Origin of the sequence: aff. Roholtiella sp. LEGE 12411 (assembly GCF_015206995.1) — a bacterium.
In the GTDB taxonomy this organism is placed as follows: domain Bacteria; phylum Cyanobacteriota; class Cyanobacteriia; order Cyanobacteriales; family Nostocaceae; genus Komarekiella.
On sequence record NZ_JADEXR010000154.1, the window covers coordinates 1 to 13,680 of the forward strand.

19 protein-coding genes are annotated in these 13,680 nt (G+C 41.2%); 4 read left to right on the top strand and 15 right to left on the bottom strand.

Features of this window, described 5'->3' with window-relative positions; all coding sequences use genetic code 11:
- Positions 1-23 precede the first annotated feature (23 nt).
- Positions 24-185: a hypothetical protein gene (locus IQ246_RS24075; RefSeq protein WP_194005851.1), complete on the bottom strand. Its 162-nt coding sequence runs from the start codon at positions 183-185 to the stop codon at positions 24-26.
- Between the two features lie 631 nt (positions 186-816).
- Here IQ246_RS24075 and IQ246_RS24080 point away from each other — a divergent pair.
- The 3 genes from IQ246_RS24080 to IQ246_RS24090 are packed head-to-tail and all read left to right on the top strand — an operon-like array spanning position 817 to position 1,593.
- Entirely contained in the window at positions 817-1,017 is a 201-nt protein-coding gene (locus IQ246_RS24080; protein WP_194005852.1) for a hypothetical protein, read from the top strand.
- A 59-nt stretch (positions 1,018-1,076) separates the two neighbouring features.
- On the top strand, positions 1,077-1,391 hold the full coding sequence (locus IQ246_RS24085) for a hypothetical protein (protein WP_194005853.1): 315 nt from the start codon (positions 1,077-1,079) through the stop codon (positions 1,389-1,391).
- Positions 1,384-1,593, top strand: coding sequence for a hypothetical protein (locus IQ246_RS24090; protein WP_194005854.1), 210 nt, complete (start codon positions 1,384-1,386; stop codon positions 1,591-1,593). The genes IQ246_RS24085 and IQ246_RS24090 overlap by 8 nt, the downstream gene beginning before the upstream one ends.
- A gap of 331 nt (positions 1,594-1,924) precedes the next feature.
- Here the strand turns inward: IQ246_RS24090 and IQ246_RS24095 are convergent, their stop codons facing one another.
- The 5 genes from IQ246_RS24095 to IQ246_RS24115 form a co-directional block, all read right to left on the bottom strand.
- Entirely contained in the window at positions 1,925-2,176 is a 252-nt protein-coding gene (locus IQ246_RS24095; RefSeq protein WP_194005855.1) for a type II TA system antitoxin MqsA family protein, read from the bottom strand.
- Positions 2,177-2,244: 68 nt separating this feature from the next.
- Entirely contained in the window at positions 2,245-2,583 is a 339-nt protein-coding gene (locus IQ246_RS24100; protein WP_208492276.1) for a hypothetical protein, read from the bottom strand.
- Positions 2,584-2,609: 26 nt separating this feature from the next.
- Positions 2,610-4,487: a protelomerase family protein gene (locus IQ246_RS24105; RefSeq protein ID WP_194005856.1), complete on the bottom strand. Its 1,878-nt coding sequence runs from the start codon at positions 4,485-4,487 to the stop codon at positions 2,610-2,612.
- 252 nt (positions 4,488-4,739) lie between these two features.
- Positions 4,740-5,057 carry a hypothetical protein gene (locus tag IQ246_RS24110; RefSeq protein WP_194005857.1) on the bottom strand — a complete coding sequence of 106 codons (318 nt, stop codon included), beginning with the start codon at positions 5,055-5,057 and terminating at the stop codon, positions 4,740-4,742.
- Positions 5,054-5,647 carry a ParA family protein gene (locus tag IQ246_RS24115; protein ID WP_194005858.1) on the bottom strand — a complete coding sequence of 198 codons (594 nt, stop codon included), beginning with the start codon at positions 5,645-5,647 and terminating at the stop codon, positions 5,054-5,056. The genes IQ246_RS24110 and IQ246_RS24115 overlap by 4 nt, the downstream gene beginning before the upstream one ends.
- Before the next feature lie 319 nt (positions 5,648-5,966).
- On the opposite strand from IQ246_RS24115, the gene IQ246_RS31010 reads away from it, so the two are divergent.
- Positions 5,967-6,098, top strand: a complete 132-nt coding sequence (locus IQ246_RS31010; protein ID WP_255515631.1) for a hypothetical protein — start codon at positions 5,967-5,969, stop codon at positions 6,096-6,098.
- 427 nt (positions 6,099-6,525) lie between these two features.
- On the opposite strand, the gene IQ246_RS24120 is transcribed toward IQ246_RS31010, so the two are convergent.
- From IQ246_RS24120 to IQ246_RS24165, 9 genes are all read right to left on the bottom strand, one after another.
- A complete protein-coding gene (locus tag IQ246_RS24120; protein ID WP_194005859.1) occupies positions 6,526-7,026 on the bottom strand; it encodes a GIY-YIG nuclease family protein in 501 nt (166 codons plus the stop codon).
- A 2-nt stretch (positions 7,027-7,028) separates the two neighbouring features.
- On the bottom strand, positions 7,029-7,316 hold the full coding sequence (locus IQ246_RS24125; protein WP_194005860.1) for a hypothetical protein: 288 nt from the start codon (positions 7,314-7,316) through the stop codon (positions 7,029-7,031).
- A complete protein-coding gene (locus IQ246_RS24130) occupies positions 7,313-7,567 on the bottom strand; it encodes a hypothetical protein (protein ID WP_194005861.1) in 255 nt (84 codons plus the stop codon). The genes IQ246_RS24125 and IQ246_RS24130 overlap by 4 nt, the downstream gene beginning before the upstream one ends.
- Positions 7,568-8,629 (bottom strand): ParM/StbA family protein, encoded by a 1,062-nt coding sequence (locus IQ246_RS24135; RefSeq protein WP_194005862.1) that lies wholly within the window; start codon positions 8,627-8,629, stop codon positions 7,568-7,570.
- A gap of 507 nt (positions 8,630-9,136) precedes the next feature.
- Positions 9,137-9,775 (bottom strand): hypothetical protein, encoded by a 639-nt coding sequence (locus IQ246_RS24140; protein ID WP_194005863.1) that lies wholly within the window; start codon positions 9,773-9,775, stop codon positions 9,137-9,139.
- A gap of 72 nt (positions 9,776-9,847) precedes the next feature.
- Positions 9,848-12,073, bottom strand: coding sequence for a hypothetical protein (locus IQ246_RS24145; RefSeq protein ID WP_194005864.1), 2,226 nt, complete (start codon positions 12,071-12,073; stop codon positions 9,848-9,850).
- Entirely contained in the window at positions 12,070-12,882 is an 813-nt protein-coding gene (locus IQ246_RS24150) for a hypothetical protein (RefSeq protein ID WP_194005865.1), read from the bottom strand. Before IQ246_RS24150 ends, IQ246_RS24145 begins: the two co-directional genes overlap by 4 nt.
- Before the next feature lie 99 nt (positions 12,883-12,981).
- Positions 12,982-13,245: a hypothetical protein gene (locus IQ246_RS24160; protein ID WP_194005866.1), complete on the bottom strand. Its 264-nt coding sequence runs from the start codon at positions 13,243-13,245 to the stop codon at positions 12,982-12,984.
- Between the two features lie 236 nt (positions 13,246-13,481).
- Positions 13,482-13,680 (bottom strand): hypothetical protein (locus IQ246_RS24165; RefSeq protein WP_244142142.1); only part of this gene is annotated, 199 nt, incomplete at its 5' end.

Sequence of the window (13,680 nt, forward strand, 5' to 3'; positions counted from 1 at the left end):
AATAACAGGTTGCTATAACAAGTTTAAAGAATCCGTCGCCTCGTTTTAGTTCTGCCCTCAATTAATGTTGATGAATCTTCCAGAATGAGTTTCAGCGATCGCCTACGGCGGGCGGGTACGCCATCGCTCGCATCATCACTCACGATCAGCTGATCGCCATCGCCTTCAATGGGCGCGTATACCAATACTATTGCCTAGAAGCAACACTACCGTTGTCCTTATACTACAGCATAATCACTGTTAGAGCGCTCCTCCTTGGCTTCTATGGGAGCAACGCTCTAACAGTGAGGTGCTGAAACCTACGACGTATATAGGTTGTTTCAGGATGCGTAGGCGCAGCCCGCCGTAGGCATCGCAACTAAAAAATCAGGTTTTGTTGAGAATATAGAGGTGTAATTGAGAATTAAACCCCGATCTCACTTTTTCGCGTTGCTCCCGCTTCTATTCGTGATTGCTGAGACGATCGCCTACGGCGGGCGGGTACGCCATCGCAAGCTACACCTCTATACACATTTATTTGGTTAGATGCAAAATAACATTTTCCAAAAAGTAACAGGTTCGTGCAATCAGTTAAGTTTGCTTTTGGTTAGGCTATCTTTGAGAACAAAATTCATCTTAATTAACTAGTTGTAAGTTTTATAACTAGTTAATCTGATTTCACAGTTTCTATTCATGCGATCGCCTGATCTAACGTCGCCGTCTATATATGTATTTTCCGATATTAGTTTTGTTAATATTGACACTGCGTAATTGAGATGTTATCATAAGAAGTATGAGGGAAAATCAAAACTATGCCCTCATCAGGAGGTGTAAAAAGTGACTCAATCTGGAAACGGACAAAACAAAGATGTTGACCCCAACAACATTGATGTTTTTGAAAAGATTCAGCAAGAAAACCCTGTAGTTCAGCCTGACTGGTTTAAGGAGAACCTAGGTACAGGCGAACGAGAAGTTATTCCTGCTGAAGCAGAAGATGCTCCAAAAGAGCTAGAGGACGGCGATCAAACCGACAGTTAGTTAGGTTAAGCCCCTACCCCAATAGGGGCTTTCTTTATTCATTTTATCAAAAACCAATCATGGATAGCACAATTATCTACCCAAGCTACTTTCGTATATTTGAATGCAAAAACGGACGTTGGTTCATTAAAGATACCGAGCCTTTTTTAGCTACCAGCGCAACAAATCATGATGACATTAATGCCCTCTATGGCATCACCGAAGCTCAAATAGTGATTGAATTGTTCCGAATAAATGGCGGGAAAGCAGGGTATTACTTAGCCAATATTCGAGATAAAAAATATTATTACTGCGTTGACCGCCATGGGACAAAAAAACAGTTACTTGAGTTAGGTATTGGTCGAGCAGATCCGTTGGAAAACAAATATGGCTAAATCAGGATATCAACGCCTAAAACAATGGCGCGAGCGCGTTTCAACTGGTGAGCAGCTTCCTAAGTGCAAAATATGCGATCGCCCCATCAAAGGTAAATTAAGTGTGGAGCGTGGGGTGTGTTCTTACTGCTTTCCTAAAACCGACGAAGGTAGTAAAGCAAACATTGAAGCCGTAAAGCGTCACCGAAGAAAAGAAGATTAATTTGGCACTGTACACTTGGCATGAACCTGTTAGAAAACTAGGTATTACTGGTTGAAGCGATGGCGCTCTGATGGAACATTTGAACATTTGCAGGCTCGTTAAAAGAGCGATGCCTGCGGCGGGCTACGCCTACGCAGACGAGAAAGTATTGATAAAAAAACTTCTGTGTCCTCATAGGTAAAACCCAAAGCATCACCACACCAGCAACAAAAAACCCTTAAAACCCTGCTAAAACGCTTCTAAGGGCAAAATAACAGGGTTTTTGGGATTTGTGTAATTGTGGTGGTGTAATGGGGTTAGGGAGTGATCATGCAAAGGAGATACAACAGTTTTAGGACATCACAAGATCCATCGTAGAATTCCTTTGCCTTTCTTTTAAGATTGTGAGGCTGCTAGGATCATGATCGAGTAATACAAGCGCGTTGCTGATTGCACGACTAGGTAATAAGTCTCCAGCCTCATATTTCTGAAACGCTCGTGGCCCACCACCAATTAATTCTCCTGCTTCGACTTGTGTCAGGTGTAATTTTTTACGAATACGGCGAATTTCCTTTGGTTTAAGACGACATCCACCCAAAAGCATCTATAGTAAAGCATTCAGACCAATAACACCGTTTTGCCCCAGCTTTAGTTCAAATAAAATGCGAAGCGCTAACGCGCCGCTCCGCTAACGCGTATTGCTTCAAAATCTACAATGTCATGCACAAAGTTAATGGCTGATCGTTCCTTAAGCTCTAAATTTTCTTTTTGAAGATTCTGTACTTGGGTTCGGAGCTTCTCCATCTCCTGCTCATACCGTGTAATACTCGGTAATGGTTCAGAAAAATTCTGTGTATTAGAAGCAGAAATCTTTGAATTTTTCCGTGTAATACATGGATTTAGGTTACTTATAACTATTTCCTCTAGATAGTCAGCCCTGGTTAATCCCAAGCATTCAGAGGCGATGCCTAACCCCTTCCAGGTATCATCTGTTAGTCGTAAAGAACGCACCTCGCGGTAGTCCGAGCTTTTAATCTTTATTTGTTTTTACGAAAACCTTCACCGCTTAGAAATTCATCATTCAGCACAGACAAGATTTTATCTGTGTCCTTGCCTTTATTTGCATAGCTAGCAGGATTAGACGGGTCTTTCTTGTTTTCCATCTCATACTTAGCATTGTGGCTAATCACCTCATCTTTATGCTGGTCAATCCAATCCCTTACCAGCAAACCATTACAGCCTGATAAATCTCTAAGTGCTTGGTTAGTAATTGCCAGGCGATCGCCATCTCCAGTAGCTACAGTATCGTTGTATAAACAGATTGCTTGAAACGATCTACGGATTTTTTCTACAGCTGCCCCAGGTGCTTTACTTCCCCAGACATCAGCATCACTCTTGGCTGTCCAGTCAATTTCTTCTTTTGGTGGTGTAACTTTAACAGGTGTAGCAGTGGCAATGGCTGCTGGTGGAATAATTTGACCTTGCAAAGCTTTTTCTACAGCTGCAAGAACTTTCTTCTCAAGCCAATCATCTAACTCAGTAGTATTAACAGTAATTGTCTGAGACTGTTGTGCAGCGGTATCCATAGCGGCTTTCTCCTGCTGTAGTTGTTGGTTATCCGCTTGCAACTGGTTATTTACTTTTTGTAACTCGTTATTCTGCTCTGATAGCCGCTTAATCTCTACTTCTAGTTGTACAGCCGTTTGCTGTGCCTTCGGAAGTTCCTTAGCAATGGGAACAGCATTTTTATAAATCTCAACCAAACGAGTAACTACCGATTTTTGATTGGGTAATTCTAAATCTGTCTGTAATTGGTGAATAAACTCTAAATCTGCCGGAGATACCTTGACAGTACAGCTTTTTTCTTTCTCTGGTAATTCTGGGAAGTTTACAGGTTTAGTAACATAATAATCGGCATATCCCAAACTGGTTACAACGTGCTTTAAATCCTGGTCTGAGGGTTTCTCCCCTGGCGTGATATGTCCTAAAAACATTCCATAAAACAGCATTTTTGAACCAACAGAGCCTGGGCGATCGCGCTCTGTCACTAAACTTGCACAAGCTGCTCTGAGTGCTTTACAGTCGTTTTGCTCTTGTCCGTGACGGAAGTTTAACAGAGGTTTGTTTGTATTCTTACTCCCAAAATACTCTTGAACTACCCGACGCAATGAATTACCGCGTTTATCCTCAATCGCTTTATTTTGCGCTGCTAGATTGCTCTTAAACTCATTGGTTACTTGTTTTATTAAGGAATTAATGCTGGCATCCTGACGCAGATGGTTCAAGCGCTCAATTATATAACTAGCAGCAAACAGGGTAGAGATTTTAAAGACTGGGTTTTGACCGCGTTTTTTACCCTGTCCCTCAAACATTACTTGGTAAGCTTCCCCTTCAACTGGGGTAAATTTACCTCTAGCTAAAATTTCATGAGGTCGCCGTCCTGTTGCAGCAATTAAGCCAACAGCTAATTCATGAGGGTTTTCGCTCTTCAGCAAATTAGCAGTAACTTCCAAGTACTCCGAGGGGTTAATCTCAATGCCTGTGTTACCATCTTTATCAGCCGTTATCAGGCGATCGCTTACCCGTGTAGTTTCGTTGCGCTCTTCCCAGTCTTTCTTATCCAGTCCACACAGCAGTAGAGCATAATGCTTCAATTCATAACCTGTTACGTTTCCTTGAGCATCGTGTTTAGGAACTGATTCAGCGTTTTTGCCTTGTTCAAGTGGCAGTGACTTAAATTTCTTGTAGAAGCCAGCGCGGCTCAATACAGTGCCCAAGCTTTTAATGCTGTAGTTCGTATTCCGGTTTATCCATTCATTGAACTGCTCACAGTATGGGCGTATTTCTTTTAGGCTTTGTAAATCCTTGGTTGCCTCAAATAGTTTGTTGACTTCCTCTTGTACTGTTTTAGACATTTTATCTTCATCTGGGTAACTTGTTATAAGTAGTTTAACATAACTTGTTAAAATATAACAATAACTTGTTAGAAAATTCTCAGAGGTCAACGCCGGAGGCAGGGTGCTCTTTGCAAGGGGGATCAAGAAAAATTACCTCCTTCTCCTTTTCTCCCTGCCCCCTGCTCAGGAAAGCTCCCATTTTTATGGATCTCCCTAAGCAAAAATAAGTTTTGAATATTTGAATATTTGAATATTTGAATATTTGAAATTTTAGGTACGCAATTTTAGCCATTGCTCTAGCAAATCCTGAACAAGCTCGCTAAACTCACGCTTTTGTCCATCTTGAGCGGACTTTAACAGTTCAATTTTGACTGTTGTGTGTGTGTTCTTGCGAATATAAGCCGTCACCTGCTCATAATCAGGGTCAGAACGTTTGGCTTTGGGTCGTCCTCGTTTTGGCGGCGGTTCGATTTGTGATTGATCAACTGATCGTGATTGTAACTTTTGAGTTTCTGTTTCCTGGCTCGATTTTTCTGATTCCGGTTCACGACCCTTTGCTGCATCCAAAATCCCTTTGAACTTGCTCACTTAATCACCTCTTTACCGATGCTTTGATAATCTCGCCAACCTATCTTGGCTCGTGGGTCAGAAACTTTGTTTACTGGTACACCAGTCAACGCTGCTTTTTGAAAAGCCACTGCATCACGGACACTACCCTCAAATAAAGGTAATCCAGCTTCAGCTAACATTTCCCTTGCTTCAAGCCCATCCCGCCTGGGCTTAGGTGGAACACGAGTAATGAGAATGCGGAATTGGTCAGCGCCTAATGATTTGAGAACATCAATAGTCTGCATTAACGCATCTAGCGATAAGGCATCAGGGGTAGTGGGAAGAATTAGCAAATCGCAACCTTCTGCTAGTGCTTCTAAATCTTCTTGCTGGGGTCGTGCTTGGGTGTCGATAACAATGTGCTGATAATTCTTAGCAAATTTGGCCGCTTGGCGCTCATCAATTACTTTGAAAGGCAAATTCCCACGCTTTGCCCAACCGCTAGCAGAACGGTTTGGGTCGCCGTCAATAAGAAGTGTCTCGCCAAAGGCTTGTAAGTAAGCAGCTAAGTGGACAGCTGTCGTAGTTTTGCCCACCCCTCCCTTAAACGATGCGACTGTGATAATCATGATCAAATCTCACTATTAAGTTTTTAAAATGCCAAAAACCTGAGTTTTTGAGTACGTGAAAACTTACTATTTAAATATCATTACTATAACAATTACAGCAACAGTTTTTTATCCAAGGAGGCAGGGGAGGAGAGAGCAGGGGATGTTTCAGCATCTCACAAAATCGAGTTGCTCCCCCAGCAAGACTGCCCCCTGCCTCCAGCAAGACTGCCTCTTTCAATATGGCTATTTAGCTTTTTAAGATTTTGAGTACGCAAAAACTTAAAAAGCTGCCAGTCCAAATACCCACTATTCCACTGAGAGTGATCCATAAAAATAAATGCCCAGCCGTGTGTTGAAATTATTCGTGGGTGTTGAGGATCGCTTGTTTGACGGCTGGGCATTTATTTCTTGGCAGTATGCTGATTTGATCGCCAAAAAATCAGAACAATTTTTGCATCCCGAAGGATGAACAGCGCAGATTATTTGATTCTGTCCGTAAAAATATTCACAATTTATGCATTGTTCCAATAATTCTTCAGATCTTTGCTCAAGTTGGAGCCATTCTTCTTTCTGTTTTTCCTTTTTCACTTTATGTGTTGCAAGGCTGCAACCCATTACTGCAACAAGAGCGGCAGTGAAATTAAAATAGGTATTTTTACCCTGACTCACCTTGTAAAGAACTACTGAACCGTTGACTGCTATTGAGAGTATATTTACTACTACTACACAAAGCCAAATATTTTTCACGTCTTTCTCTGCCAAAAATCTTTTATTTTATTAGCACCCCCGCAGGAATAAGTTGGTCAGGCTTATATTTATCAATTCATTCACAATCTCTCATGGAGGCGGCACGCGCCGGGTACGGCGCGTGCCAAGCCTGACCAACTTATTTTTGCTTAACCCCTTAGCTTTGATTCTGGGATAGGTTGATTTGCGGGTTGAAAACTTTTTTGAATTACTGGGAATGCCATTGTTGCTAGGGAAGCTGCCATGAAAACTGTAGCGGCGATTTGGCGAAAAGTGAAAGGTATTGATATTGATTGCTGGTTCAGCCGACGAAAAAGCCAAAGGCAATAGGCATAGTCAACAGGATTGAGGTCAAAGTATTCTCTTGATTTTTCCAGCTTTACCCGACAATGCTGAAATTTGTTGTGTAGCAAGCTCTCGACCGATGCCATATTCTCTACTTGAATCAGTGCAACCACTTTGTAATCACACGGCGGCTGATTTAATGCCAGTCCTTCAAGTCTGCGACTGATGTTTCGAGTTAGCCCAATTTTGACTCGGCGGAAGTAACAGCCAGGAATCCACCCATGAAAACCGACAGCTTCAATTAGATAGCAATATCCTGGTTGATGATCATTGCGCTCTGGATAGGCTTGATAGTATCGTGTCATGACTAAAATGTCCAAAAGCCTTTAACGATCATGTCAAAGCAAATATCGTTGTTACAAATGCAAAAAATCTGTCCTACTCCTGCATAAACGCCAACAACATCTTCAATCCTGAACCCCAAATCTTTTAAATCCTCCTTAAAGGTAGCGTGACTGCCTGTGTAGCAGCAGGAATAATTTACTAGCTTGCTATTGGGAGTTTCTAGTTTTTCGATCATTTCATCCAAATGAATGCTTTTGAATATGCATTCTTGCAAGTTTTGACTGTAGTAGATACCATTCTCTAATCTCATAAGCTAATTCCACCTTGGTATTCATCAGGGTCTTCAGTATCGATAGGTTCTACAGTTTCTTGAAATGGATTAGAAGATAAAGGCAGATATTGCATTACAGGTAGAGCAGTGGGCTGCTTACCTTCTAAGTATTGCAAGTAAAAATTGATTGCATCTTCTACAAAACGGCTATCTGGAATACCCAAAACCTCACACCACTGATCTACTCTCTGATGCTGGTATTTCTTGATTCTGATTTTGTCGGCAACCATTTAGATAACCTCCTGAATTAATCCATTGAGATTGTCAAAGGCTCCACTATCGGAGATTAGAAAACCTTTAGCTTTCAGTGCAGCGCCCAACAGAGGTAGCTTAGAACCTCCCCCAATGATTAGAATTTGGTCGCCTGCTAGCTTGTATTGCTCAAGCTGCTTAATCACTTCTCTAAGCCTGCAATTAATAAAATCTTGCAGTTCAAACTCATACACTTTGTAAAAGTTGATATCTGAATCCCCGTAAGCTAAGAATGGTAGTTTGCCACCTACCTCAGTTTTCTTGAACTTAATCCCTGACTCAATACTGCGATTGACTATATCTTTATTAGGCGCTTGCTTGATTTTGGCTTTGAGATCGGAACTGTGACAAAGCTTATCAATCAAATACTCAGCACCAAAATCTTTAGCTAGCACATCACCAACAGATTCAGAATCGAAAAATCTACTAATAGAGGTGTTTCCACCACCAATATCACAGATGGTCACTGCCCCATCTAGTTTATAGCTCTTGAGCGCGGCAATTCCTTCAGGCAAAACTGCTTTGAATGAGATGTTTACAGTGCAAGGGATACCGCATAGTTCTACTTTGTGAGTACCTGCATTGCTTCTAATCCCTTCTTCATGTCGCTTAACATCGTTGCAGGTTGCGGTAACTTCTATATTCATCTGGGAATTAATCTGTGGTAGGTGTGCAAGCGTTCCTAGGAAAAACTCAAGCCACAGTGAAGATTTACCAGTGTAATCTTCCACTAACCGCATCAGGTCACTGCTCCCACTTCGGATAGCTTGATTACCAATCAGCCAACAAGTATTTATTAACTCTGTGCGATCGCCTGACAAATACTGAACGTGTCCGGGCAGTTTGTTGGAAGTGTTGGAAAGACACCGAGCATACCAACTAGGTTCTCTAATCAACTCGTAACCCTCGACATAAGCTTTAATCCAGTGGTTGCCCAAGTCCACTACAGATCTGAAGTATTTACGGTTTTTAGCAGGTGCTTGATTATGGGTATTTTTGGGTACATTAATAGCACTCTCGGAAGCCTTAGCTTTAGACATAATTCATACTCCTTAAGGATTTCAGCGTTTTCTTGACTGGTTGAAAATAGCATAACATAGATTTGGGTACGCATGGGTACATAAAATATATAAAGTTTGTTTTAAATTCAGATTAATATAATTTTCTTATAACAATAAATAATAACCTTTTATTAATAATTTTAATGGCAACTATATTGTTATTAACAATTGGTTGACTGAATCGTTACTAATCCTCTAAACCTTTACTAACTATTATTAAATTATTGATTTGTACAGTAGCTTGTGAAAACGTACAAAGGTTTAACTATTATTATTTCAACACTCAAGCCTAATAAGCCCCCCACCCCCACATACCCCAAAGCCTAGCCTCAAGCCTCGACGTTAAACCTTTATAGGACAAGACTTTTAAAAACGCCAAGGCTTTATTTAGACCTGTCGAAGCTCAGATTTTAGCAACCAAGCCTCGATTAAATATATGCAAAAAATACAATTAATTCAGCTTTAATGTTAGTAAAGCTTTCCTTACTAACTTTTAAAGTTTCTCCAGGTCTTCTTAAAATCTAAGCATTTATGGTACAACTTTCCTTTAGTGCCTAGCCGACTAGATTGGCATCTAGGACAGCTATAAAGCTGTTTTTTTAGGTTAAAAATTGTCTCTTTTACCTTGTTTTTCTGATTTTCATCTGTTAATAAAATCGACTTATGTGAGTATTTTTGCTTATTAACACACTTTTCTACTAGTTTGTTTAGGCTGGCTTTGCCTACAGAGACACCTTGAATCAGACCTTTTTGAAAACCTAAATTGTAGGCATCGATAACATCTTGTTCTGTAAAGCCTGATTTCTCGGTAACTTGAGGAATCACTTTGTTGTACTTCGGTTCGTAAAAAGCTACTAACAAAGCTTCGGTCAATGTTAATTCGCTTTTATTCAGCTTTAACCAATGAATATTTGCGCTACTGCTGCATAACGTTTCACTGTAATGGTCAAATTTATTCCACCTTGCAAACAAGTTGTTGGCTTTACCGATGTAGACAAGCTCATCGTTTTCAATAACAAAGTAAATAACAGGTACTTGCGGCAGTGATGCTTTTTCGGAGATTGGTAAATACGGCAGAGTTAAATAGTTAAGCTCGATTAAAGATTGAATTAGACCAGCTTTCATTAAACATTCCTTTATGACATTTTCTATAAGTGTGTCTAATTGCAGTTCAACACACCTATCTGTTTAGATTTCTTAGACAGAGAATTTTTTGTTACAGGCTTTGCAAGCATATTGCTGTTTACCACTTGCTAACTTGCCTTTCTTGATGTGTTCATCGTGTCCGCAATGAGGGCAGAGAATAGATACATCCGGGTTTGCGGTAGCCAAATCAATCGCTAGTGACTCACGAATCAGACCTGCACCACTGCGAAGAATACCTTTGTGTGCTGAGGGAATCTCTAAGAACTCGTAGCGATCGCCCACAGCCAGCAACCCAATTCTGTAAGCGTTTTCATTGGGGATATCATTCGATTCATTGTTGAGCCTTCCCCACTCTGCAAACTTCTCATACTGCTTTTGAATTTCCCGCTTTTTAGTGAGTGACCAACCCAAATCGTTGTAGTGCTTGATAAGTTGTCCTATAGACCCTTCTAGACACAACATGGCACAATTGCTCATATCGTTCCAAGTCCAGTGGTTAGCTCCTACCTCACTGCACTGACCTATTAATATTTGTCGTTGCTTGGTGTGTCTAATGGCAGTCATTAGCGCTTTAGCATCTTCTTTATCTTTGTCATTGTGTTGCTTATCAAATTCATCAAATACACCCAAGACATAGTTATCGGTAAAAGCTGGTAGCTTATTCTGTCTACTTTTGTGGAGTTCTACAAACTTGCTGTAGGCTTTCCCCGCTTCCCGTGAATTGGTTGCTACCTTGGCGCAATACCAATAATCTTCGTCACTATCATCAACTGGGTCACTCAACCATATCTCCCAACCGGATAAGGTAAGGTAATGAGCTATCAAATTTTTAACTGCAATACCCTTGCCGTCACCAGTTGCGGCCATTACTCTCAATGTCGGTTTGCCTTTCTTAGTGTGGTCTGTGGCTACTAATAAGCGATCGCAGAACTGAGACGCTGGAATAAGACCAAGTTTATAGATGTCATCCTTGGTTGTATCTTTCTTTTTGGGATGACTGGTTTGAACTTCTAAAACCATGTGTCCGCCCCTAGTATTGTGCTTAAACTCTGGGGTGTTAATAGCTCCTGACACTTCTTTAAGCTTTTGCGGTGCGTCGTTGGCATTAAGCATGTCAGCACTGATAAATCTGCTGCCATTACGCCCGACATGAAACATCAGTTTATATCCGGTTTCGCTATCATCCCAGTCGATCCCATCTAGGACAATATGAGTACGGTAGTAATAATCAATAATCGCATTACCCACGCGGCTTTGTTCTACCGCTGCCGGGAAACGATGAGGCTTACTGGACTCCTCTAATCTGCCCTGTAACCATAAAATATTTTTCTGTAACTCCTCAATCTGCTCTACCTGGGTCAATCCCTCATCAACAATGCTCTTGAAATCCTCCCGATACCCAGTTACAACGCCATCTGCAACCTGGCCAAATTCTTGCTTGATTGCTTCAAAATTCTTGTTGTAAGTCAAGGCGATCGCCTGATTTTTAGCAAGCCATGCTGCGTTTAATTCCTCAAGCAAAATGTCATGCTCTTCCTTGAAAATTACCTCATCAAATTCTCTAGTCAGATAAGTCACTATCGCTTTATAGGCTTTTACCTTGAGAGTTGCGCCAGTAGAAATAATCTCGTGCTGCATAGCCAAAGACATTTCTATTAAATCTTTGGCATTAGTCTGACTAATTACGGTGTTGACTCTAGCTGCAAATAATCTCATGTAACTGTCGAACTCGTGTCTCAATGCCTCCCAGTCTTTTGGCAAGTTAGGGTAGCGTTTTGCCAAAGATGCGATTAATGCGTTTAACTGGGTTTGAAATTCTTGGAAAGAATCCTGCATTATTTCTGTGGCCGCTTCCCCATTAGCAGTTTGGAGAGATTTTATTTGAGTCTGATGATTGACTAATTCTTCTTTAAAATTCACCAGAATTAATTTTAATTGCTGTGTCTCTTGAGAGAGATTATTGTAAGCTACAGTTTGATCCACCAACAGAGCATCTTTACCCACTATTTCTGTCTTTTGGCGATCTACTAAATTTCGTTCCGCTTCCACATTTTTAGTTAATTTATTGATTTCATCTTGAAAAACACCTGCTCTGTTTTTCCAGCTGATTTCAGCCGAACCAGTAACAAACTCTGCTGCAACCAAACCGCCGACAGAAGCCGCAACAACCCAGTTTGCTAAGGGCTTGGCAGGTGTAAACCATAAAAGCACCCCTACAGTAGCGGCCCCAAAAGAAGAAAGAATTATGCTATTTCGCAAATCTTTAAAATCGCTCATTCTGCTACCTCTCCTTCTACTTCAATCGCCCCGATTTTGGCGTCTAATTGATATTTCGCTAGTTGAACCTGCTTAATCCGAGATTCGCCCAAGTTATATTTCTCATACCAAAAACGCTTACGTTGGTCGGTTTCGTTTCTCAACCCTTCCAATGTCACTTGCTCATGAGATAGTTTTTCTCGTGTCTGGTCAAGCTTAGTTAAACCGATTTCATACTGCACTTGAGCAGTTTCAAACTGAGTCAGCTTGGTATCTGTATTCACCCTAGAAGTGCCATAATCAATCGCAGCTTGAGTCATTTTTTCCGACTTAACCCCAGTCTTTAAGACATCAGTATTCAGGTCTAGATTCGCCCCAACGACTCTTAAGGTTTGGCGCTTTTCTTCAATGCTTTCAACAATGGCATCTGCTTCTAATTTCGATGTTCTTGGCAGTGTAGAACTATCTGCAAATAAATCCCCTGCTATAAATTGCTGAGGCTCAAATACTGGTAAAGATAAACCACCATAAGCATCATGGGTTTTGATGGTTTGAGAAGTTTTTCCAGTGGGAATTAAACCGACTGATTCAGCTACATTACCCAAGGAATTGCTTACAGTACTTACGGCTGTAGTTACGGTTTTAGCAGTATCCCCCACAGAAGAGGTGTTTTCAGCAATTTTCTGAGCAGTATCTTTTAATTGGCTAGCAGATTCACCACTAAATCTAGACTTTAATCGCTCTCTAGCCTTTTTATCAGCTGACCGTGCTGCTTTGGCTGTGGCTTTTTCCCCTGTAGGGTCTGTAATCGGATTTTTCTTTGGTGGCATAATGCTACAATCCTTTGTGTATTATCTCTGGCGGGATTTTACAAAGGCAAAGGGCGATCGCTTCGATAAGCGTCTTGTCGTTAGACATCGCCCTCCCCCTCAGAAAAGCCTCATCTGTGCTGCTTCGCTCGTAACCTCAGATCTAACTGGCATTCCAGGGACTTCGTAACAACGCCTCAGCAATTTCTGATGATTAAGCTTCAAATCAATCTTCTTCCTTTGGCCCCGTAGAGGGCGGAAAATATATTGAGGATGCGCTGTTGTGCCATCACTACACAAATAGTGGTAAAGTACACCATCTATTTGGTACGTTTTACCAGTACTAAGTGAGGTGGCACTGTGAACCAATTCCAAATCAATCACTGAAAGCCTCTAGTTTAGTTACAAAGAAAGGGAACAGGGAACAGGGAACAGAAAACAGGACACATTCTGTTCCCTAAAAAACTTTAGTTCTGGGTTTAAAGCCCAGTTTAAAAAAGGATGTTTTTCGAGATTGCGTAGCACGAAGAAAAACAGCGTCCAAGTTTTCAATCCCACCCCTTTTAAGGGTGGGTTTACCTGTTGCCTGTTTCCCGTTAAGAGTTCCCTCTGAAATCTATTTATGATTCAGACTGTGCCTGTAGTTCCCATCGAAGATATTCCAGCGCTTGGTCAGCATCGCCAATGGTCAGGTCTGGGTAATAATCTAAATTTTTGAAGCTGGAATGTTGCTGAATTTGAGTAATTGTTTCTTGAGCTTGATTGACAAGTTCAATCAATGTTTTATAAGAGGCAGGGGGCAGGGGGAGGGGACAGGGG

Excerpts from the sequence above, each read along its gene's own strand:
- IQ246_RS24085 (WP_194005853.1), top strand. The coding sequence starts at position 1,077 with ATGGATAGCACAATTATCTACCCAAGCTACTTTCGTATATTTGAATGC.
- IQ246_RS24090 (WP_194005854.1), top strand. The coding sequence starts at position 1,384 with ATGGCTAAATCAGGATATCAACGCCTAAAACAATGGCGCGAGCGCGTT.
- IQ246_RS24095 (WP_194005855.1), bottom strand. The coding sequence starts at position 2,176 with ATGCTTTTGGGTGGATGTCGTCTTAAACCAAAGGAAATTCGCCGTATT.
- IQ246_RS24105 (WP_194005856.1), bottom strand. The coding sequence starts at position 4,487 with ATGTCTAAAACAGTACAAGAGGAAGTCAACAAACTATTTGAGGCAACC.
- IQ246_RS24115 (WP_194005858.1), bottom strand. The coding sequence starts at position 5,647 with ATGATTATCACAGTCGCATCGTTTAAGGGAGGGGTGGGCAAAACTACG.
- IQ246_RS31010 (WP_255515631.1), top strand. The coding sequence starts at position 5,967 with ATGCCCAGCCGTGTGTTGAAATTATTCGTGGGTGTTGAGGATCGCTTG.
- IQ246_RS24120 (WP_194005859.1), bottom strand. The coding sequence starts at position 7,026 with ATGACACGATACTATCAAGCCTATCCAGAGCGCAATGATCATCAACCA.
- IQ246_RS24125 (WP_194005860.1), bottom strand. The coding sequence starts at position 7,316 with ATGAGATTAGAGAATGGTATCTACTACAGTCAAAACTTGCAAGAATGC.
- IQ246_RS24130 (WP_194005861.1), bottom strand. The coding sequence starts at position 7,567 with ATGGTTGCCGACAAAATCAGAATCAAGAAATACCAGCATCAGAGAGTA.
- IQ246_RS24135 (WP_194005862.1), bottom strand. The coding sequence starts at position 8,629 with ATGTCTAAAGCTAAGGCTTCCGAGAGTGCTATTAATGTACCCAAAAAT.
- IQ246_RS24140 (WP_194005863.1), bottom strand. The coding sequence starts at position 9,775 with ATGAAAGCTGGTCTAATTCAATCTTTAATCGAGCTTAACTATTTAACT.
- IQ246_RS24145 (WP_194005864.1), bottom strand. The coding sequence starts at position 12,073 with ATGAGCGATTTTAAAGATTTGCGAAATAGCATAATTCTTTCTTCTTTT.
- IQ246_RS24150 (WP_194005865.1), bottom strand. The coding sequence starts at position 12,882 with ATGCCACCAAAGAAAAATCCGATTACAGACCCTACAGGGGAAAAAGCC.